Source organism: Streptomyces sp. NPDC086554 (genome assembly GCF_040686095.1).
Taxonomy (GTDB): Bacteria; Actinomycetota; Actinomycetes; order Streptomycetales; family Streptomycetaceae; genus Streptomyces.
In genome coordinates this window covers 1-20,304 of sequence record NZ_JBFBJK010000026.1, presented here as the reverse complement: position 1 = coordinate 20,304, position 20,304 = coordinate 1, and the positions used below count along the sequence as shown (strand labels likewise).

Genomic DNA, 20,304 nt, shown 5'->3' with positions numbered 1-20,304 from the left:
GATGAGGTTCACCCGCTCCTTGATGCCGCGTTCACGCCCTGTCTGGGTGCTTGCGCTGAGCACGCTGGCGCGCAGTACCGGCCACGGCATCGTGGTCACGATCGCCGTTCTCTACTTCACCCGCTCCGTGGACATCGCCTCGACCCAGGTGGGTCTGGGGCTCACCATCGCGGCGGTGGCGGGCATGGCGGCGAGTGTTCCTGCCGGCCATGTCTCTGACCTTCTCGGGGCGCGGTTCACCGCCATGATCTTCGTCGTTGCGCAGGGTGTAACGCTCTGGGGATACGTCCTCGTCGGCGGGTTCACCAGTCTGCTCGTGGCGGCCAGTCTGGTGGCGCTGGCCGACTCCGCGTCCAACGCCTCCCGGGGCGCGCTGGTGGCGTTTGCCGTGCCGGTGCGGGACAGGGTATACACCCGCGCCTATCTGCGGTCGGTCACCAACGTCGGATTCTCGATGGGTGCCTTGGTGGGCGGCCTGGCGCTGAGCCGTGATTCGCCGGCCTTCTACACCGCCGAAATTGCCTTTGCCGGCGTTCTGTTCATCGTTGCGGGGCTTGTCTTCCTCGCCCTGGAGAAGATCCCGCCGGTGCCGCGTCCGGCTGAGGCGTCCCGCTGGGAGGTGCTGCGGGACCGGCCCTTCGCCGCTGTCGGCCTGATCAATTCCGTCCTGGTGATGAACGGGGGCATCCTCAATGTGGCGCTGCCTATATGGATCGCGGAGGAGACCGACGCACCGACCTCTATCTTTGCGCCCCTGCTACTGATCAACACGATCATGGTGGTGTTTCTCCAGGTCCCTGTCAGCAAGGGCGCCGAAGACATCCGCGGCGGTGCGCGGGCGTTTCTCCGCTCCGGGCTGTGGCTGGCCGCTTGTTGCATGATAATTGCCCTCGCCGCCGACCGTACGCCCTGGTTCGCCGTGGCCCTGCTGGCGCTCGGCGTCATCGTCCACACCATGGGCGAACTCCTCTACAGTGCGGGCTCGTGGGCGCTCTCGTACGAACTCGCCCCGGAGCACGCCCAAGGCCAGTACCAGGGCATGTTCGGCCTGACCACCCAGCTTGGTAGCGCGATCACTCCTGCGGTCACCACGGTCCTGATCGTCCGGCATGGCTGGCTCGGCTGGTTGGTGCTGGGCGTTCTGCTTGCAGCGACGGGGCTGGCGGCGCCGATGGTGGCACGATGGGCGGAGCGTACCCGTCCTCAGGTCAAGGAGGAGCCCACCGCGGTCGACGGCTTCCGGCAGTGACCACGCTCTACCAGGTCGCGGTCACCACCAACACCCCGCCCCCGACCGACGAGGATTCGGCTTCCCATGTTTTGCGGCTCCCGCCCAGGACTCGAACCTGCGGCCAAGCGCCATCGGTCTACCGTTTCAACCGGACGGTCGTCTGGATCACGAGCCACCTGCTCTCGACCAGCGGTTTCCCCTGTTCCCATGTTCCGGGTCCCCCGCCGGGGGTTCGAACCTATGCAAGACCGTTTCCGGGCTCCGCCACGCCACCTCCGCGCTGCCAGCCGACGCCTGGTGCCGGGTTCCCGCGTGCACACCCCCGGGAACTCCCGGGAACTCCCCAGGTCAGCCGGGCACACCCCACCCAACGCTTCGAGCCCTCCGTCCACTCGGTGGCGGCCACGCGTTGGGGCACATGCCCGCTTCACAGCGTGGTGCACCTGCCTCTGGTCGGCGGCGGAAGTCGCGGGCCATGGCCGGCTGACAGGATCGACTCCCCTGGCAGGAAGGTCATTGCCTACAGAGGAGCGCCAGAAGCGCCGCGCCCTGCATCTGAACGAACACCCCGTAGACACCGCGTGAGCATCTAAGCGGTCTGGGTGATGTCAGCTGCGTAGGGGTAGGCGTCCTGCGGGAGGGACGCGATGCCGAAGAACCTCTATCTCGAACTGACCGATGATCAGCATCGTGACCTGCGTGAACTATTGGGCCGACGCGTTCTGGCTCGGCATACCCGTCTGCGTGCGGAGTGTGTCCGCCTGCTCGACCGGGGAAGGACGGTGACCGAGGTCGCGGACCTGCTGGAGTGCAATGCGGTCACCGTCCGCGCCGCCGTCCACCGTTTCGAGAAGGTCGGGCTTGATGCGCTGGCGGATGCGCCCCGGCCCGGCCGGCCCGCCAGGATCCTGGGTCCCCAGGACCGCGCCGAGCTGGCCGACCTGCTGGACGGCTCGGCCGCCGCGGGGATCACCTGGACCGCCCCTGCACTGCGTGACTGGCTCCACGACGAGCGGGGCGTGGAGATCTCCGCGTACTGGCTGTGGGAACTCCTGCGCCGCGACGGATTCCGCTGGAAACGCACCCGCGACAGCGTCCGGCACCAGGCCGACCCCGTCCTCCAGCAAGCCGCCCGGGCTGAGCTGGAGGACTTGCGGCCTTGCGGCAGGCCGCCGATGCCGGACGGCGCGAACTGATCTTCCTGGACGAGTCCGGGTTCGCTCCGACCATGCCCACCGGCTACACCTGGTCGAGGATCGGGCAGCGGGCCGTGGTCCCCCGTCGGGACACCAGAAACCGCCGGGTCAACGTGCTCGGCGCCCAAGTCGTCGGCACCGCCTCGGACCTGGTCTGGCAGCGCACCTGCGGCAAGATCGATGCCGAGGTACTGCTGGAGTTCGTCTGCGTGCGGCTGGCGGGCCTGAGCGGCGGCGCGGCCGTGCTGATCCTGGCCGCCGACGGCCTCGGCGTTGATGTCATGCCCCTCTGGGAGCGCTGCAAGCCGTGCACGGTCGTGCTCGACAACGCCTCGGCGCACGTGGCCAAAATGTTCAAGGGCCACCGACGCCGGCTGGCGAAAATCGGGGTGGACCTGTTCTATCTGCCGCCATACAGCCCGGAGTTGAACAACATCGAGCTGGTCTGGCGCCAGGCAAAGTACCAGGACTACCCGCAGCGCGCCCAGACCAGCATCGAGGCCATCGGCGCCGCCGTCGACCGGGCGATGCAGCGGCAACGCAACCGGATCCGGCAAGCAGCAGCGAACTTCATCCAAACCGCTTAGAACCGTCGCTTCTTCCGGAACCGTCAGCCGATGATGTGTCGCAGATACGCCCGCGGATCCGCCAGGTACCGCCGCCAGTGGTCCACCAGCTCCAGCTCGTCCCAGGTCACCCGCCGCATCCCGTGCTCACCCACCTCGATGATGTCCGCGCCCGGCAGCGCGGTGAGCAGCGGGGAGTGGGTGGCGCACACGATCTGGCCGCCGCTTTGGACGAGCTGGTCGATATGGCCGATCAGTTCCAGGCACGAGCCGAAGGAGAGCGCGGCCTCGGGCTCGTCCATGACGTAGAGGCCCGGCTTCAGGAACTTGCCGCGGAAGGCCGCGAGGAAGCCCTCGCCGTGGCTCTTGGAGTCGGGGGCGAAGCCCTCCCGGTCGAGCGCGTCAAGGGCCGTCTCGGCGCGCAGGAAGAAGCCCTTGCGCGCCGACCAGCTGCGCGCCATGCGCCGGCCTCCGGCGGTCGCCGCCGCGTCGAAGCGGAGCCGCTCGCCCAGCGTGGACTTCTCGCGGTGCGAGGCGTACTTCCAGTCGTGCGAGCCGCCGTACGGGTCGAGCCCGAACCCCTCGGCGAGGGCCTCCACCAGGGTGGACTTGCCCGAGCCGTTCTCGCCGACGAGGAAGGTCACGGGCGCGGCGAAGCGCAGCCCTTCCGCCAGGAGCTGCCGCACACACGGCACGGACCAGGGCCATTCGCCCTCGTCCAGACCCAGCCCATTGGCGTACGCACGTTCGACAATCACAGGTCGAGTGTCCGCGATTCCGCCGCACCCGGCAAACCCCGCGAGGGCGCGGAAACAACACAGCGAGGGTGCGTGCCGGGCGGCGTGGAAACGGGCCTTACTCCCCCGAGGCCGCTTAGCGCTCGGAAATCACGGGCGGCCAAGTCGGTCATTCCTGCAGCGCAGGAATGACCGACGCCCCATACCCGTCGATCACCCGCTCCCGAGCGTCATGCATGTCGTACACCGCGAACTGATCGACTCCGAGAGCCTTCAACTCCCCCAGCTTCGCGACCTGTTGCTCCACCGTGCCGATAACGCGCCGTGGTAGCGCGGGTCCGTCTCGCCACGCGCCAGCGCCTGCTGCACCAGAACATCGATCGCGATGCCCTTCTCGGCGTGCATCATGATCAGCCCGCCGTTGTCGGACGCCTTCTGCATGGCCCTCAGAATCTGCCCGTCGTCGCTGTAGAACACCCCCGGGTAGGCAGTGAACAGCTTGAACGAGCTGATTCCTTCCTCGACTAGAAGATCCATCTCCCTCAGCGTTCGCTCGTTCACATCGGAGAGGATCATGTGGAAGCCGTAGTCGATGGCGCACTTCCCATCCGCCTTCGCATACCAGGCGTCCAGGCCCGCGCGCAGCGAATGCCCCTGGCTCTGTCGAACCAGTCGAACTGGTCGAGCTAGTGGTGTCCGGGCCCCGCGTACGCCGTCGGACGCGGCACCCCAGACGCGGCCGCGCTGCTCTATGACGCCTCCAACTGCACCAATCTGGTGGGTGATTGGGCCTACGGAGCATGGCGCCACAGCGGCTCACCCTCGCGCCGTCAGGCCGCAGCCGCCGTCTGCCTCGCCCTCGCATGCCTCCCGCGCGCCGTCCTCACCCAGGCATTCACCTGGGGCAACTCCGCAACCGCGGCAGGATCAGCGGGCGCCACGGCGATCACGGGTGGACGTAGGCGGGCACACGGCGGTTTCGTTGTGGCGGCGGGGGCCGCCGCGCTGATGATGCTTCTGGCGCTCGGCGGTATGCGGGCCTCATCGCCGGATGATCCGAAGTCGTCCGCGCCCGCAGAAGCCGTGGTGCCACTGGATCTTTCACACCCAGAAGCAACGCGAACGGCTCCACCACCGGTCTGACCAGCCATCTCACTCAGGAAGAGCTGCGCCCCGTCGGCTCCCCACCGGCTGGCAACTACGTTCAACATCTCCATGCAACCAGCAACCGCCACCGACGAAAACCGGCATACCACCCAACCGGAATCGGACATGGGGTCAACCATTCGCATGGCCCCATACCCCGACTTCCGGATATGGGGCCACCGCTCCCGACCCCACTCCCAGTGGGAGCACGCCCGACCAGCGGCAAGAGCGCAAGCACATACCCCCGAAGCCACCCGATCGACGGGGAGCCGCAGGCATCAAAACGGACACCGACGTGAACGTACGCGCAAGAAACCGAATATGCGGACAGTCGCCCCAGTGGGAGCAAACAGCCAAGGGGACACGTGGGAGCGCACTCCCGCTCCCACGCTCCCACCCGGGAGCGCCCGGAAAACAGAAAGGGGCCGTTCGAAAACGGCCTCTTACCTGCGACGTTCGAAAGTTCGAACTGTCGGGACGACAGGATTTGAACCTGCGACCCCTTGACCCCCAGCGGTGGGGTCGCTCCACACCCAAGCTCTCACAGGTCACAGCTCGCCATTGAAGGTTTCAACACCACCCACGAGGTGGCTCGCAGAACTACCGACCCGCCCATCACGGTTCGGACGACGATGGCGGCAACTCGAGGCCTTTCCCGGCCGTACGCCAACGCTGAGGCACTCAACTCGCCTCGACGCTTGCTGGACCGGGCCTGCCAATCCGCTGGATCGTGACGCTGCGACTGACCTACCTCGCCCTGTCGAGCGCGCTCGCCGTCATGCGGCTGCTCCCGATGAGCAAGGTCGACAAGGAGATCAAGGTACTGACGCTGCGCCACCAACTGACCGTCCTGCAGCGCCAGATCAACAGACCGCGTATCACCACTGCGACCGCAACCTTCCTGGCTGCAATCCTCCACTGGCCGCCCGGCCCAGGCTGCAGCTGGGTCCGATCATCTTCACCGGACACCGTCCCGCGGTGGCACCGCGACTTCATGCGCCGCCGCCACGACGCCGCGCCCCTGCCACCTCTGCGGGACCGAGGTATCCGCCTCATCAGCGCCGCACTCATCGCGCGCGCCTCCCGTGTCACGCCTACGGTCATGGCCACTGTCTAGAATCCGGCGGCAGGCACGCGAATTACGGAATGGACCTGTGCACCCTGGTTACGACAGCAGATAGCAGCTCCCCCAGCCTCGGCAGCACATCTTCGTGGAGTCCCTCCTGCTCACACCGCCGCCCGTCGTTGGCCGCGATCGCCGCCGCGAGCGGGCGCAGTGCCTGCGGACCGGTCATGGCCTGCTCCTGGGCCTGTCGCTGCCAGCCGCGCCGCTTCTCAGGGGACTCGTCGAGCATGAATCCCCGGGCGTATGTGGCCGAATCCATAGCGACAGGGTGCAGCGGACGGTCGACGCGCTGGGCGAGGTCGGCCACGATGCCGATGCCCGGCGGGTCGAGGTCCGTCCAGATGGCGAGGGGGACGTCGGGCAGCGCGCCGAGAAGACGGACGAGGGCGTCCGACACGAAACCTTCGAGCCAGATACGCAGCCAGCGTTCGCGCACGTCCGTGCGGTGCACCGCCTCAAACGTCTCCTGGTTCTCGATGAGGAGGATGCCCTCAGCGCGGTCAGTGAAGCGGCCGTTGCGCGCCGCGGTCCGGCCGGGGATCTCCAGGAACGGGATGTCGTGGTCGAAGTCGGCGACGAGCCGGTCGAGGTACCAGACACCCGGACCCTGGATACGCACACCGGTGTCCGAGGTGTGCAGGGCCGTCGCGAAGTCCCTGCCGATCAGCTCGCAGAAGGCCTCCTTGGAGGCGTCGGTCCAGCGCTTGCTGCCGCCCAGCGCCCGGACGGAGAGCTCACGTTCCGCGAAGGTCCAACCGCGATCCTGCCCCTTCCACCACTCGGCGGCCGCCCTGGTCGCGGAGGCGTATACGCTCCACGCCGTCGTGCCGGTGCGGCTTCCGTCGGGGACCCGCTTGACGCCTACCGGGAGGGCCGCCAACAGGGCTCGTTCCGCGTCCAGTTGGTCCACGTCGTCCATCATCGTGAGGAGTTCCCGGCGGGCGGTCTCCGCCTCGTAGCGCTTCGTGATGCGCTCGTGGCGGACGCGGCCCTTTCCGGTGCGCAACGGTCCCCCGGCACCGATGAGGAGGGCGCGCAGGGTCATGGCGTAGCGGCTGCCGAGCAGAGCCCGTTCCGCGCCGACCGGGTCGACGGAGTTGCGGCGCACCGCATTGTGTCCGAAGAGCTGGATGAGGTCACCGCGCTCTCTGGGGGTCATCGCCAATTTGAGAGGGCGGCGCAGTTTGCCGCCTTTGTATATGTGGTCGCGAACGGCGCGACAGAAGAGTGTCCCACCCGGCGTGCGGGTCCACTCCTCTAGGTCGGCGGGTAGGTCAGTCGGTGTCGCCCTCTTCGTTGCCGTAGCCATCGTCTCCGTCGTACGGATCATCGTCCTGCCCGACGAAGACAACGTCGGTCGCCGCGTCCCCGTACAGTGCCGCGTCAGTCATCTCGTGCTGTCGCTGCTCGGCGCCGTCCCACAGAAGCGGGGTGGCGAGGACGCCGCTGATCTCGGGATCCCGGAAGAGATGATAGGTGGCGACGCCGGGGACCTGACGGTGGAATCCGTTCTCGTCGTGGCTGGCCATGACGACGTCGAGGTCCAGGTCAGTGAGCAGCCCCATGCAGTCGCCGCGCATCTCCGTGTCGATGCCCGCGAACGCCTCGTCGAGGTAGACGGGGCGCGGGGCATGCCGGGCCGCGGCCCGGTAGTGCGCGGCGGCCGCGATGAACAGGGGCAGTTGCAGCATCACCGCCTTCTCACCGCCGGATCCCTTCTGGTGCTTCTTGTCCGTGAGTTTGCTCCACATGCGCGCGCCGTCCTTCTTGAACTTGATTGTGAAGCGAGACCAGCGCCGGTAGTCGAGGGCCTGGGAGAGGTGGCTCTTCCAGTCCCCCGCGCCGTCCTGTTCACGGGCCGCCCTGACCCGGTCGGCGAGGAAGTCGATGAGCCGGTCGCGCTCCCTGTCGGCGAGGGTTTGAGTGAAGCGGCCGTCGAGGGCGGTGATGGCGTCGTGCACGTCCTGGCTCTGCTCCGGGTCCGGATCCCAGTCCAGTTCCATGAGCAGGTTGGTCGCGGTGGGGCGGGCGGCGAGGAGTTCGTTCATGCGGTCGACTAGGTTGGTGGCCTCCGCCCGGCGCTGGCTGAGGTGATTGCCGATGCGACCCAGCAGGACCTCCGAGAAGAGCTTGTGCTCCTCCTCGTCGACGAGGCTGTGGCGGGTGTCGATCTCGTGGTCCATGGTGGCCAGGGTCTGCACCACGCCGAGGGGCGTGCCGTTATGCAGGACAGTGACGTGCAGGATGTTGGCGCGGGTCTCCTGGACGGGACGCCAGTCGGGTCCGGCGATGCCCGCTTCGAGAGTGCGGAACGCCCTGTGGAGCGCGGTCTGCGCCTGGTCATGATTCCTCTCCGCGTCGCTGAGGCCGGAAAGGTGCTGGCGGGCCGTGCCCGCGTGAGCGTCCAGGACTTCGTCGGTCACCGCGGTCTGCGGCGCCGCGTCCGGCAGGCTGGCGAGTTCCAGGAGGCCCAGGGTGTGCAGGGCCTGGAACTGCGCGCGCGACGTGGCGTGTTCACCTATTGCTACGGTCACGTCGCCCTCGGCGCGTTGCTGGTCGCCTTCCGCCAGGCCACGGTTGCCGACGACCTTCTCGCGGGTGTCCAGCAGTGTGGTGAGCGCGTCGTCGGTGGCCTGCAAGTCGGTCCGTGCCCGGGCGAGGTCCTCCAGGACGGTCTTGGCCCCGGGGCCGACGGCGGCCCGCTCCGTGGTGAGGCGGGTCTCCTTGTCCTGGGCGTCGTCCTCGAGCCGCTGGTGCTCCTCGCGGCGCCGCGCGAGGTCGCTCTCCCGCTCGTCGAGCAGCTTGCGGGCCTTCGTCTCCGCCTCCTGCCGCTGCTGCCACCGGTCGGCGGCGGAAGTGAGATTGACGACAGCGGTCCGGTAGTCGTGCAGCGCGGTCTCCTGGACGCGGAGTTCGGCGCGTCGGGGACTGGTGCGATGGGTACGGGCGAAGTGCCTCAGAGCACGATCGGCGTTCTCGTACTCCACCAGACGGTCGTGCAGCCGCTCCTGCGCGACCTTCACCTCGGCGTCGATCCCCTTCAACACACCCTGTGCAGTGGCCAGTCGAGCACCCGCCTCGATGAGCGGCTGCTGCGACGGCAGCCGGTTCCGCTCGTCCGTCATGCGGTCCAGACGGGCGGTGGCCTCGGTGCGGGCCGCGTCGACGGCCGCGATCTGCTCGTCCTGCGCGCGGAGCCGGTCGTCGAGCAGGGTCAGTCGACGCCGGCGTTCGGCTTGGCGTGCCGCGACGCCGATGTAGGAGGCGTGGTCGGCCTCGGTCCGGCCGTGCAGGGGGCCGTTGCGCCAGGATCCGTCGGTGCCGATCCAGGTGCCGGCACAGTCGGCGTCGCCGGGCGTGTGCAGGCCGACCCCGCCGAGCAGCGAGCGGACGGTGTCCTCGCCAATACTGGGGTGTGCCACCGGGGTCAGGGTGTCGGCCAGGGTGGGTGCGGGCGCAACGGACCCTGCCACCAGCACGGTCTCCAGGGTGTCGGCCGCCAGGAGACGTCCGCCGGGGGTGACCCAGGCGTCCAGCATGCCCGAAGCGTACAACGCGGCCTCCAGCAGGGCGCGGACGTGCTGCGGTGTGTCCTCGGCGAAATCGACGAGTCGCCACAGCGGCGCGCCGTCCTCACGCGCCTCCAGGTCGCGGGGCCTGCGCCGCACCGCGGGTGCGGGCGGCTCCGGGTCGTTCTCGGCCACGACGCGCTCCCGGTCCTCGCGGAGCCGGTCGCGCTCCTCGGTCAGAACCGCTCGGCGGGCCTTGAGATTGGCCCGGCGCTCCTCGATGCTGGTCCGCTGCGACTGAGCGGCGGCGTCGGCCGCGGCGGGCAGCGTCGGGCCCCGGTCGGATGCGTAGCCGTCCATGGCTGCGACCAAGGCTCCCAACTGCCTCTCGTCGACGACGAGTTCCTCCAGGCTGTCGGCCCAGTCAATGACGGCCTGGCGCAGCAGTTCGGCCTCGTCCTTCAGTGCCTTCTGCCGGTCGTGACCTTCCTTCTCGGCATCGTCGCGGCGGGCCTCAAGGGTCTTGTGGTGGTCGTGTGCGGTGTCGTGGCGGAGCCTGGCGCCCTCGGTGGCGTCGATGAGCCGGTGAGTATCAAGGACGGCTTTCTGCCGCGCGTGGATCGTGGCGTCGAGGAGTTCGGCCGCGCCGTCGGGCGTGCCGCGCAGTCGGGCACGTTGGCGGGCGTGGTCGTCGCGCAGGCCCGAGCTCTCGGCGAGGGCCTCGGCGTGCCGTTCCCGTTCGTGGAGTGCCTCGGTGGCCTCCGCGACCCTGATCTGTTCGTGCGTCCAGTCCTGCCGTGCTTCGTCGTGGGAGGCCTCGGCGGCTCTGGCGTGGCCCGCGGCCTCGTCGGCGTACCGGCGGGCCTGTTCGGCGGCACGTCCGAGCAGGTCAAGCACCGCGGCTTGCTTCACCTCGGGTCGCGCACCGAGCGTCGTGACGCGGGCCTGGTGACGGATGCGCCGGGTGGTGAGCTCCCGCTGCCGGTCGGTGAGGTCCGCGAGCTGCTCGTGGATGTTCTCCAGTGCGGTCCCGGCCTCGGTGCGCCGGGCTCGGGCGCGGTCGAGTGCCCTCCGGGTCGCGCCCATCACGTCTGCGCCGTGGGCCACCATCGTGCGGGCGTAGCTCTGGTAGGCGGTATGGAACTGGCGCAGCGCCTCACGGTTCGCGGTGTGTCGCTGCATCTCCTCGCGCTCCCGGGCCAGTTCGTCGAACCGGCGGGCCAGGTCGTCGAGCAGCCGCGGGTCCACGGGCGGCAAGCCGTCGGTGAGCAGGCCGGTGAGTTTGTCGACGCTGAAGTCCTCGCTGAGCTTGGGACGGCGCAGCGTCAGCAGGAGGTTCACGAGCGAGCGCAACTGGGCGACAGAGGCGAAGCCGAAGAGGTGCTTGCTCAAGTGCTGCTGGTAGTCGGTGGCGGACTCGAAGACGCAGGCCTGCCCGAGGACCTCCTTCAGGCGCTTCATGCTGTGAGGCTGTCGTCGGGTGTTGTAGAGCGCGAAGTCGTCGCCTATACGCTGGGATGTAGCGAAGAACCAGCGGTCGGGCGCTCCCTTCTTGGTCTCGAGCGCTTTGAGGCCGGCGCCGATGGTGACGTACTCGAAGGTGCCGTCGTCGGCGACGCGCCCGTACTCGCACCAGATGTAGCCCAGGCGCTGGCCGCGCCCGTCGTACAGAAGGTTGTCCCGCATGGTGCGCCCTGAGGTGCCGAACGGGTCGAGGCGGCGTGGGGTGAGGTTGGCGTCCAGGAGGAAGGGACTGCTGACCTCGAGGACCTTGCTTTTGCCGCTGCCGTTGCGTCCGGTGAGGATGAGTCGGCCATCGTGGAAGAGAAACTCGTCCTCCTCGTACTGCCAGATGCCGATCAGGCCCATGCGCAGCGGCTGGAAGCGGGTCCGCCCAGGTATCGGCAGCTGTCCGTCGAGAAGCCGCTGAAGACGTGCGTGTGCCGTGGGCAGGGCGGGGGGTGTGGTCATGGGGTGGGCTCCCGCGGCTCTTCGGGCTCGGCCGGTGTTCCGTACACGAGGCCCATGTCGGCGTCGACGCGGCTGGGTGCCGTGGTCGAGCGGTAGCGGGCAAGCGCGGGCAACAGGCGTATGCCGGTGGGAAGTTCGTCGATCAGGTCGAGCCGGGCGAGCAGGAGCTGAGCCTCGTGCAGGACGGTGTCGGCGGTCAGCGGACGTTGCTTGATGTTCTTGACGACGCGGGTCAGTTGGTCGGCCACGTCCTGGGCGAGTTCGAGCAGGCGGGCCGTGGGGACGGTGCGCCGTCGGAAGGTGCTGTTCTCCTCGTGCCACAGGGCGTCGGCCAGGAGGAGAGCCGCGTACGGAACGGTCGTGTCGTGCGGGAAGCGGAGGTCACCGAGTTCGTCGTCGACGACGGCGGCGCCCTCGGCCCGCACTTCCACCTGGGTGCCCAGCCCGTTCTGCACGGCGGCGACCAGTTCCCGGCGGTGGTGGGCGTAGTACTCCTGCTCCTCGCCGGTGAGACGGTCGACGTACAGGACGGGCTCGTCGACAAGGCGGCGCATCAGGTGCTGTCGGATACGCCGCTGCACGGCTTCGTCCGTGCGGGGCTCTCCGGTCTCAAGCAGCCCGTCGGGTCCGCCCGCCTGGCTGGGCGCGGTGGGGCCGGACAGCAGGAGGGTCGCGGTCCGGTGGTGGACGGTGTAGAGCGCGTCGCCGTCACCGGCCATGTAGCCGCGCTCCTGGGTGGTGTGCTCAGCGCGTTCGACGGGGGTGAGTACGCCGTGGTCGCACAGCAGACGGATGGCGGCGACGAGGTTGGCGCGCTCGCGGTACTGGGTGGGGTCGAAGGTACGGACGCCGGGTTCGGCGGTGGTGCTGGTGACAATGCGCTCGGCGAGTTCTGTGATGACGGTCTGCGGGCCGCAGTCGTCCACGGCCGCGAGCAGCAGGCAGTACAGCGCGCACTGACGCCCCGTCGGCGCGTCGGCGGGGTGGCGGGTGCCCGGGGTGGGGACCTTGTGGAGACGCGCCAGGTCGCGCTCGACGTGCAGCCGCCAGCCTAGCTGGTGCTCGAACCACTCCTGTAGCACGGCCTGGTGGCCGCGGACCAGCGCGAGGGCGCTGTCGTTGCCGTGCCCCCTGCGCAGGAGCGGGCGGTCCAGCAGGATGCGGACCGCGTCCTGCAGCTCGGCGGCCTCGGGGCCGTGCCAGCGGGTCATGCCGACGCTCCGGCCAGGGAGGAGACGGTGATCTCGAAGTCCTGCAGCGCCAGTTGGCCGTCCGGCGTGCCGATGCGGGCGCTGTCGGCCGGGCGCGCGGGCGGTGCCAGGACGACGAGAAGACGCCCGTCGCTGGTACGTGCACGGCGCAGACCGTCCTCTCCGCGCCTGGCGGACAGGGCGATGGTCAGGCAGCGCAGCAGCAGGGCGGCCTCGCCCGCGGGCAGGGTAACCAGGGCGGACAGCCGGGTCGGCCCCCGTGCGATGAGGGCGTCCTCGGCGGTGGCCCGGGCCTCGTGGTGTCTCGCCTGGCGGTCGGCGAGGCTGCGCTTGGCGGCCCTGGTGTCGGCGATGGCGGGCGGGGCGCCGGTGCTCGCGCGCGGGCCGTGTTGGCGCAGCCGCGCCGATACGGGGGCTGGGCTGTCGTTCCACCAGGTGGCGTCGGGCAGGTGGTCGGCGTCGTCGTCGAGGGGGTGCGGGTGACCGAGGTGGCGGGCGGGGTTCATGCCGAACGCGGCCCGCCACAGACCGCTGACCGCGCGCTGGTCAGGGGCGTTCTCGAACCACCGGGCCAGCGTGGTGAGGTCGGCAATGCGGTTTACACGGCGGAAGCGACGGTCGTTCAGCTGCTGGACGATCTGCATGATCTGGCTGACGGCCTCGGCGGCCCGCTCCTGCAGGATGTCCGTGACCGGCGGCCGGTCCTCGTCACCGTGGAACCAACTGCGCAGCCCGGACCACTGCTCGACCATGCGCCGCCGCTCCCGCTCGACGACGTCCTCGCGGCTGCGCCCGAGCACCGGGCCCGCGTCGACGGCCGCGAGATCACCGAACCACGCGAACAATCCGGCCTGTTCGGCCTGTCCGATGCCATGCGCGATACGGGGTGTGTGGCGTTCCAGGGACACGATGAAGGTCCGCAGGTAGCTCACGACGACGTCCTTGTAGGCGAGAAACGCCTCGACCTGCAGCTCACCGTCGACCTCCAGGGACCGGTTCAGTCCCTGCACGAACAGCTTCGCGTTCTCGGAGAGGTCGAAGAAGCCCCTGGTGAGCCGGTGGTACGCCGCGTAGGCAACCGCCGGATCGAAGTGCGGGCGGTCGAGCAGGGCGGTGAGTTCATCAAGCGCTTGGAGCACGGCCGGCAGCATGGACGCCTGCAGGGAGCCCGTCGTCCCCATCTCCCGGTCGATACGGACCACTTCGCGGTGGATCTGCGCGCCCTGCGGCGTCAGCTGGTAGAGGTGGTCCCTGCGCAGGTACTCCTGGACCGTGTCCTTGCGGCGGGTGTTCTGGATGCGGTCGACGTTGCCGTTCCTGTAGAGCTCCGCGAGAAGGTTCTCCATCAGCGGGATGTCTCCGCCGCGCCCGGACGCGGCGTGGGCGGCCGCGACGCGGGCAGCTATCTCCCCGACGGGCAGGTGGATACCCAGCCGCGCTTCCTCGTCCATGAGGACGTCCAGGGCGAGCCGGAGGAAGACAGCATGTTTGTCCACCAGGTACTCCACGATGGGCATCCGGCCACCGCCAGAGCCCAGGGATCCTGACCAGTCACCGGCACCCTCGGACTCGTCGCCGGTGTCACTGGTCTCGGACGACACGAGTGCCTCCTTCTCATGCACCGCAGAAGACCCGGAGGTGTGCACCGGATCGCTCATGTCACTGCGGCACCGTAAACGAGGAACCCGGCCTTCCCCTCACGCTGGAAGACTTTGTGTCCCTTCTCACCCGTTAGCACACTTTGCCCAATGTTCGACGCGATAGAACTGCCGTGTCGAATATGGAGGCAGAGACATGAGGAGGGCTTCAACCATCCGAGGCAGACAGCGGGCATCAGAGGGAAAGGACCGGGCCTTGTGGTGCGGCCAATCCGTGGAGGTCAGAGCGGCGAACAGCAGCAAGAGCAGGCCGGGGACGGCCAGCCCGATCATTACGGCGAGGCTGTATCTGGGGAATCACGGCATGCAGGCAGCGGATCCAGGACGCCGAACTGGCAGGCAGGGTCTCGTAGTCGCGGGTCAGGCGGCAGTGCAGCATGAGCGTGCCGAAGGTCTGCTCGGCGATCCACCGCTTCGGTGACGGGGCGAACTCCTTCGTCTGCGGATCGCGCGAGATCAACTCGACGGCGATGCCCAGCGCTCTGCCGTGCTCGATGACGGCGTTCTTAAACCCGGCATCGACCCAGCTCCTCTTCACGTTGCTTCGGACAATCGCTCCCGCAGCCAGCCGCCCTACTGCAAAGCTTGCCGCGTGATGTATGTCGTGACAGTGGACGCCGAGATAGCCGAAGGCGCTCCGGAGATGGACGAGTTGCACCGCGTTGGGGCCATCACGCTCCTGGAGCAGGGGCTCGACGCTGTGGAAAGTATCGAAGGCCCGGACGGGATGGAGGTGGAGCTTGGCGAGTCCGTCGTCGCTGCCCACCCGGGCGGCGCGCTCCTGAAGATCTTCGCCCACGCTCCCACCCTGGAGATCGCCGAGGAGGCCGTTCGTGCCCTCGTCGAAGAACTGCTGGAACGTACCGAGTTGCTGGCCGCGTGGAGCGTTGAGAAGTGCGAGGTACAACTCCGTCCAGATCTCGCACAGGAAAGCCTGGACGCCGCCTCAGGCCCCGACGCCCCACCAATGGATCCAGCGGTACGCCGGGCACACCTGGCCCCACCTCAAGCATCTGCGCCGAGCCCGGAGGAGATCGCCGCGGACTCCGCGAAGGTTCGCCGACAGATGCTGTCCCTCGCGCACCAGCTCAAAGCCTTCGGGCCACAGATGTTCGGCGTGATCACCGAAGAGGACCGGAAAGACGAGGAATTCGGTACCTACGAGGGCACCTTGGACGAGGACGCGCAGCTGGCCGCCGGAGCCCTGATCTGGGCCACGGACGTGATGGTGGACCAGCTGTTCATGGACGTGCACACCCTGACGGAAGGCGACACCAACGCTGCCGAGTGCGAGGACGTGCTATGGCACCTGGAAGACCTGCCCAGCCGCTACGCCCTGCGCTATGACGAACAGTTCGCGCGCCGCTTCCTGGTCACGGTGATCGCCATGACCACGCGGTTCACCCACGGCACATTCACGCAGCTCAGCTGTGTCGCCGAGGAGTTGGCGCTGCGCCTCCTCCTCGATGAGGCCAAGGTCTGCCTGGAGACGTTCGGCCTCCTCGACGACGGCGTCGAGCAGGCCCTCGACTGCCTCGCCGACCTTGTGTATGAGGATATGGATCACGAATGGCTCTACGACGACGCCACCGACGGCATCGACGACAGTCCCGTCGGCGAGATACTGAGGATCGCCCCCATGGGGCTCGCTGACTGGTTCAGGCCCTTCAACGAAGGCCGTTGCGTGCACCCTTACGCTCTGGAGACACCGGCTGGAGACGACGAACCGAGCAAGGGGGAAGCCGAGCCGAGTTGATCTCCTGCTCCAGTGCAGGCCCAAGACGCATCCGCGCGAGCGGACCTATAGATCTAACTCCTGGTCGCTGGGTTCTTGCGGGCGCATCAGGCCATGAACTGCCTGTAGGTGCCCTTTGATGACAGGGCGACAGGGCCCGCACAATCACGGCATGACCAATACCGTCGAAGCAGCCTGGCAACAGGTCCTGACCACTGTGTGCGAACCTCGCCGACCGGAAGAATCGCCGCTCTGCGCCCCGTTTGCCGAGCTGGCGCTGGTGGCGCATGCCGAGCCGCTGCTTCGTCAGCTCTTCCCCTGGACCGGTATGTGGGAGTTGCACTTCAGCAGGTGCACCCAGGCCCGCTACACCTGGGACATCCCGTTCATCGGCGCACTGGGAGACGGCCGGTACTACGTTGAAGGGCCGAGCCGGACCAGCCCGCGCATCGCCGAGACTGACAGCGCACCATCTGCAGTAGCGATGGTCGTCGATCGCCTGCCACCGCACTGCGGCCCGGCCTTCATCGGCCATGCCGAGGAACTGGCCGCCTATGAGAGAGCGCAGGACAGCAGGTAGAAACGACCGGTCGGCGCCGCTGAAACCACTCCATAAACGATCTTGAAGCCGGGGTCCAGGCGCCGCCCTCAGGCCCTGAGGCCCTCAGCAACGAGCCCTGCGCTTCCGCGAGCCGCCGCCACGCCAGATGCCGCAACACTGTGCACTACCGACGCTGCGCCCATGACCTCACCTCTGCAGCCGCCCTCCCACTCCAAGCCGACGACTCCCGAACCTGCCCTCCCCCAGCTGTCGCCTCCGTGCCAGCATCCCGCCGCCGCACTGCCGGACCTCGCCAGCGTCCTGCTGTCCGCGCTGGCCCAACTCGCCAACCGCCCCACACCCGGCCTGCCCGATGCACCCACCGTCGCGGGCTACGGCGCCCGCGTCATGGACGTCGCGCTCACCGGCCTGCAACCCACCACCCGCGGCGCCTACCTCGCCGCCTGGCACCAACGCATCCTGCCCACTCTCGGCACCCTCCCCATCGATGACCTCACCCCCGGCATCATCGACCGCGCCATCCGCACCTGGGCCGACGCCGGACACCACCACTCCGCCATCAAGAACACCCTGGCCATGCTCGCCCGCATCACCCGCCAGGCCACCCGCGACGGCTGGCTCACCCAACCCCCACAACCCCTCAAAGGCTGGCAACACCTCTACCTCGACACTCAGGACACCGAGACCGAGCCCCGAGGTCTCGCCCTGCCCGACTTCACCACACTCTGCCAACTCGCCGACGCCCTCACCGACGCCTCACACCACCACTACGCCGGCTGGGGCCATGCCGTCATCTTCGCCGCCTGCACCGGCGCCCGCATCGGCGAAATCTCCGGAGTCCGCGACATCGACTCCCACCTCTGGCTGTGGAACGCCCGACGACAGACCACACCAGCGCCAGGCGGCCTCGTCGACAAGACAACCAAAGGCCGACGACGCGCCCGCCTCATCCCCCTCGTCGAACCCATCCGACCACTTATCGCCGCCCGCATCACAGCAGCACAGGCCACGCCCGACGCGCGCCTATTTACCGGGCCTGCCGGTGGCCGCATCACCACAGCAGGCCTGCGTCGCGCCACCCACTGGGACGACGTCACCGCCTGCCTCGGCCTCCCCCACCTACGCCGCCACGACCTCCGCCACACCGCCCTCACCTGGATGGCCGATGCTGGCGTCCCCCTCCACGTCCTCCAGCAAATCGCCGGACACCGCAGCATCACCACCACCCAGCGCTACCTCCACCCCAGCATCCGCTACCTCACCACCGCCGGACACACCCTCACCGACTACCTCAGCGGCAATTGCCAGCCCATCCCCGGCATCCCACGACACTGGTAGCGCTCCGCACGGCGAACACCACAGGGGCTTCAAAGGATCGAACGCCGAAATCGGACACCTGGGAGCACAGGCTCCCAGCACTCATCGGGATTACTCCCAGGAAAAGAGGACCCATCGGGCAATTTCACGCATTTAACAATGCCGATCCCCGACGCACCACTGGACATCCACGTCTTTCTGCAGCCGTAAGCGCCCATTCAGCCCACCGGGCCCTTACCCGCCAGACATGCCGACCGTCGAACGGCCACCACACCACACCACTGCGGCGACCTGAGCAGAAGCACCCCGCGACCACCCCCCGCATGCTGAACTTGTTCGGTTTCGGGAGCGCCGATCAGTAAAGTTGCTTTCAGCCGGTCAAACAGACAATGGCCGGTTCGAGAAACCTCGAACCGGCCGTTGACCTGCATATTTAACCGACTAAAACAGTCGGGACGACAGGATTTGAACCTGCGACCCCTTGACCCCCAGCGCTGCGGTCGCTCCCGCGTTAGCCCTTAGAGTCTCCAGTGCGCCGTTGAAGGTTGCTCGCGGCGACCGCACGGAAGTTATGGAACTACACGCCCAGGGTCCACAGTTCAGTGCCTCCGACAGAGCTTCCTGGCTCCTTCCTGCGGTGCGCGCCTTTAGCAAGCCGTCAGTTCTCATCTCGTTCCGCGGCGCCGTGGACTGCCGGCCGATAGCACGCCTACTGCGCGCCGTTGCGCCACGCCAGGCGCTGTTGCAGGAAACTGCCAGCAATACAACACCTCCAAGCCTCGCTCTCTTCTGCTTACGCAACACTGCGGCTCGAAAAGCAAGCCAAGGCCCAGCGGGGCCGTTTGCACCGGATCGTTCCGTGCGATCGTCCTCTCAGTGGAGTGCGGTCCTGCAAAGCTGGCAGCGTGATGTATGTCGTGACAGTAGACGCCCGGCCATGGCTCACTGGTCCTCGATCGAGAGCGAGATCGACCGGCTCGCCCGACAGGCACGCGCCTCCCTCAAGGCCATCAGGGACTGGCCCGTCGAACGGCGGGAGCTCTGGCTGGAGTTGAGCGTTCTGTCGGAGTCCGTGCGCATCGCACGTGCGCAACCTGACGCGGTAGCGCGGGAGGTGCGGACGATGGCGGCACGTCCGAAGCTCTTCCAGAGGTTCCGCGCGGAGCTACGTCCCCTCCTGGAGCTCGTGGGGGATCTGGAGACCCGTGAGATGAGAGCAGCGCGTCTGACCAGGAGCGCCCACGCCCTTCGGGACACCTCGGACCCCGAGCGAATCGAGTGTCTCCTGAGAAGGGTGCTGCGCAAGCGACCGCGAGGAATCTCGGCCGTCTCCGTCAAGAAAATCAAGGCCGTCCCCGGCCTCCACGCTGGCCCCCAGCCGGTCGCTCCCGAGCAGGAACTCGTCCGCTGGCTGCGCAGTACGCCGGATTCCGGCGGCCTCGAAGCCCGTGTTCCGCCAGTTCCAGCAGGGATGGCGGACGTTACACGCGGGCAAACGCCGGGACTTCGACGTACTCCTGACGGCTCTCGGTGACTGCTTGCTCTCGGCAGACGCCGAGTACACCGCCGACCATGCACTCGGCCGACTCGCACAGCACTACAGGGCCGCCCCCTCCGGGACCGCGTGGAGGACGGCGACAGCGAACCTGCGCCGCCACATCGCCGACGACCTGCGCTGCGTCCTAGAAGGCGCACCACCCTGGCTCCTGAGCCTGGCGCCGCCCCTGCTCCTGCGTGAATGCCTGTTCACCAAGGGCCGCAGGGACGAGGAGGGCCTCAAGGAGTTCCTCTCCTCATCCCCCGCCTGATCGGCGCTGCGCGTGAACTCGCCGACGACCTGGAGGGGTTCGAGAGGTATGCCAGGGAAAGGCGTGCCGCGCTCCTGCGGCACCGGAACGCCGTCGCGGACTCGCTCCTCGACGACGCGCGCAGGACAGCCTCGACCCCCGTGAGCCGGGTCGAAGCCTCTCGGGACATCGCAGCCGCGCTCGACGCAATGTGGTCCGCGCTCCGGTCCGAGATGGAGAACAACGCGGGCGCAGGCGGCGAGAATCCGCAGATCGCGCACCTGGAGATCGACCTCGACTTCGTCCGGCGACTGGACACGGCCCTGCGGGATTACGACGCCGCGGTCCGCGCCGTGGTCCACCCGCACGCGAACGACCCGTACGTCATTACGCTCACGGGCAGCTCGCCCCTCGCCGCGGCGGTCGAGCGCGCCACCGGTCCGTACTGTCTGCCGGGCAAGGGGCACCGCGAGTCGCTCCAGAAGCTGCGTGACGACACTCAAGAAGGTGTGTCCCAGAGTGACTCCGCACGGCAGGAGGGCGCCCGCTGGT

16 protein-coding genes and 2 pseudogenes are annotated in these 20,304 nt (G+C 68.2%); 10 read left to right on the top strand and 8 right to left on the bottom strand.

Annotation, left to right across the window (positions count from 1 at the left end):
- Position 1: 1 nt before the first annotated feature.
- From AB0O76_RS34235 to AB0O76_RS34225, 3 genes are all read left to right on the top strand, one after another.
- Positions 2-1,249: an MFS transporter gene (locus AB0O76_RS34235; RefSeq protein ID WP_365499492.1), complete on the top strand. Its 1,248-nt coding sequence runs from the start codon at positions 2-4 to the stop codon at positions 1,247-1,249.
- Between the two features lie 629 nt (positions 1,250-1,878).
- Positions 1,879-2,427, top strand: a complete 549-nt coding sequence (locus AB0O76_RS34230) for a helix-turn-helix domain-containing protein (RefSeq protein WP_365499489.1) — start codon at positions 1,879-1,881, stop codon at positions 2,425-2,427.
- Positions 2,391-3,014 (top strand): transposase, encoded by a 624-nt coding sequence (locus AB0O76_RS34225; RefSeq protein WP_365499486.1) that lies wholly within the window; start codon positions 2,391-2,393, stop codon positions 3,012-3,014. Before AB0O76_RS34230 ends, AB0O76_RS34225 begins: the two co-directional genes overlap by 37 nt.
- A gap of 23 nt (positions 3,015-3,037) precedes the next feature.
- Here the strand turns inward: AB0O76_RS34225 and AB0O76_RS34220 are convergent, their stop codons facing one another.
- From AB0O76_RS34220 to AB0O76_RS34210, 3 genes and pseudogenes are all read right to left on the bottom strand, one after another.
- Positions 3,038-3,751 carry an AAA family ATPase gene (locus AB0O76_RS34220; protein WP_365499483.1) on the bottom strand — a complete coding sequence of 238 codons (714 nt, stop codon included), beginning with the start codon at positions 3,749-3,751 and terminating at the stop codon, positions 3,038-3,040.
- Between the two features lie 148 nt (positions 3,752-3,899).
- Positions 3,900-4,049 (bottom strand): annotated as a pseudogene (locus AB0O76_RS34215) (TIGR03842 family LLM class F420-dependent oxidoreductase); the annotation flags it as partial.
- 2 nt (positions 4,050-4,051) lie between these two features.
- Positions 4,052-4,393, bottom strand: a pseudogene (locus AB0O76_RS34210) (dihydropyrimidinase); the annotation flags it as partial.
- A 1,213-nt stretch (positions 4,394-5,606) separates the two neighbouring features.
- Here AB0O76_RS34210 and AB0O76_RS34205 point away from each other — a divergent pair.
- A complete protein-coding gene (locus tag AB0O76_RS34205; RefSeq protein WP_365499480.1) occupies positions 5,607-5,993 on the top strand; it encodes a hypothetical protein in 387 nt (128 codons plus the stop codon).
- A 22-nt stretch (positions 5,994-6,015) separates the two neighbouring features.
- Here the strand turns inward: AB0O76_RS34205 and AB0O76_RS34200 are convergent, their stop codons facing one another.
- The 5 genes from AB0O76_RS34200 to AB0O76_RS34180 form a co-directional block, all read right to left on the bottom strand.
- The gene (locus AB0O76_RS34200; protein ID WP_365499477.1) at positions 6,016-7,161 is read right to left on the bottom strand and encodes a Wadjet anti-phage system protein JetD domain-containing protein; all 1,146 of its coding nucleotides are present in this window, start codon (positions 7,159-7,161) and stop codon (positions 6,016-6,018) included.
- Positions 7,162-7,276: 115 nt separating this feature from the next.
- A complete protein-coding gene (locus tag AB0O76_RS34195) occupies positions 7,277-11,482 on the bottom strand; it encodes a TIGR02680 family protein (RefSeq protein ID WP_365499474.1) in 4,206 nt (1,401 codons plus the stop codon).
- Positions 11,479-12,693, bottom strand: a complete 1,215-nt coding sequence (locus AB0O76_RS34190; RefSeq protein WP_365499471.1) for a TIGR02678 family protein — start codon at positions 12,691-12,693, stop codon at positions 11,479-11,481. The genes AB0O76_RS34195 and AB0O76_RS34190 overlap by 4 nt, the downstream gene beginning before the upstream one ends.
- Complete coding sequence (locus AB0O76_RS34185) at positions 12,690-14,294, bottom strand: TIGR02677 family protein (RefSeq protein WP_365499468.1); 1,605 nt, start codon at positions 14,292-14,294, stop codon at positions 12,690-12,692. The genes AB0O76_RS34190 and AB0O76_RS34185 overlap by 4 nt, the downstream gene beginning before the upstream one ends.
- A gap of 232 nt (positions 14,295-14,526) precedes the next feature.
- Positions 14,527-14,889 carry a hypothetical protein gene (locus AB0O76_RS34180; protein ID WP_365499465.1) on the bottom strand — a complete coding sequence of 121 codons (363 nt, stop codon included), beginning with the start codon at positions 14,887-14,889 and terminating at the stop codon, positions 14,527-14,529.
- Between the two features lie 57 nt (positions 14,890-14,946).
- Here AB0O76_RS34180 and AB0O76_RS34175 point away from each other — a divergent pair, with 57 nt between their 5' ends.
- The 6 genes from AB0O76_RS34175 to AB0O76_RS34150 all read left to right on the top strand — a co-directional run.
- On the top strand, positions 14,947-16,107 hold the full coding sequence (locus AB0O76_RS34175; protein WP_365499706.1) for a hypothetical protein: 1,161 nt from the start codon (positions 14,947-14,949) through the stop codon (positions 16,105-16,107).
- A gap of 151 nt (positions 16,108-16,258) precedes the next feature.
- Complete coding sequence (locus AB0O76_RS34170; protein ID WP_365499462.1) at positions 16,259-16,666, top strand: DUF6193 family natural product biosynthesis protein; 408 nt, start codon at positions 16,259-16,261, stop codon at positions 16,664-16,666.
- Between the two features lie 162 nt (positions 16,667-16,828).
- The gene (locus tag AB0O76_RS34165) at positions 16,829-17,986 is read left to right on the top strand and encodes a site-specific integrase (protein WP_365499459.1); all 1,158 of its coding nucleotides are present in this window, start codon (positions 16,829-16,831) and stop codon (positions 17,984-17,986) included.
- A 916-nt stretch (positions 17,987-18,902) separates the two neighbouring features.
- Positions 18,903-19,499 (top strand): hypothetical protein, encoded by a 597-nt coding sequence (locus AB0O76_RS34160; protein ID WP_365499457.1) that lies wholly within the window; start codon positions 18,903-18,905, stop codon positions 19,497-19,499.
- 4 nt (positions 19,500-19,503) lie between these two features.
- Complete coding sequence (locus tag AB0O76_RS34155; RefSeq protein ID WP_365499454.1) at positions 19,504-19,773, top strand: hypothetical protein; 270 nt, start codon at positions 19,504-19,506, stop codon at positions 19,771-19,773.
- Positions 19,704-20,304 (top strand): hypothetical protein (locus AB0O76_RS34150; protein WP_365499451.1); only part of this gene is annotated, 601 nt, incomplete at its 3' end. The genes AB0O76_RS34155 and AB0O76_RS34150, both read left to right, overlap by 70 nt.

What these genes read in the sequence shown, in the direction of transcription:
- AB0O76_RS34190 (WP_365499471.1), bottom strand. Translation starts at nt 12,693, where the DNA reads ATGACCCGCTGGCACGGCCCCGAGGCCGCCGAGCTGCAGGACGCGGTC.
- AB0O76_RS34175 (WP_365499706.1), top strand. Translation starts at nt 14,947, where the DNA reads ATGTATGTCGTGACAGTGGACGCCGAGATAGCCGAAGGCGCTCCGGAG.
- AB0O76_RS34195 (WP_365499474.1), bottom strand. Translation starts at nt 11,482, where the DNA reads ATGACCACACCCCCCGCCCTGCCCACGGCACACGCACGTCTTCAGCGG.
- AB0O76_RS34160 (WP_365499457.1), top strand. Translation starts at nt 18,903, where the DNA reads ATGGCTCACTGGTCCTCGATCGAGAGCGAGATCGACCGGCTCGCCCGA.
- AB0O76_RS34165 (WP_365499459.1), top strand. Translation starts at nt 16,829, where the DNA reads ATGACCTCACCTCTGCAGCCGCCCTCCCACTCCAAGCCGACGACTCCC.
- AB0O76_RS34200 (WP_365499477.1), bottom strand. Translation starts at nt 7,161, where the DNA reads ATGACCCCCAGAGAGCGCGGTGACCTCATCCAGCTCTTCGGACACAAT.
- AB0O76_RS34230 (WP_365499489.1), top strand. Translation starts at nt 1,879, where the DNA reads ATGCCGAAGAACCTCTATCTCGAACTGACCGATGATCAGCATCGTGAC.
- AB0O76_RS34235 (WP_365499492.1), top strand. Translation starts at nt 2, where the DNA reads ATGAGGTTCACCCGCTCCTTGATGCCGCGTTCACGCCCTGTCTGGGTG.
- AB0O76_RS34170 (WP_365499462.1), top strand. Translation starts at nt 16,259, where the DNA reads ATGACCAATACCGTCGAAGCAGCCTGGCAACAGGTCCTGACCACTGTG.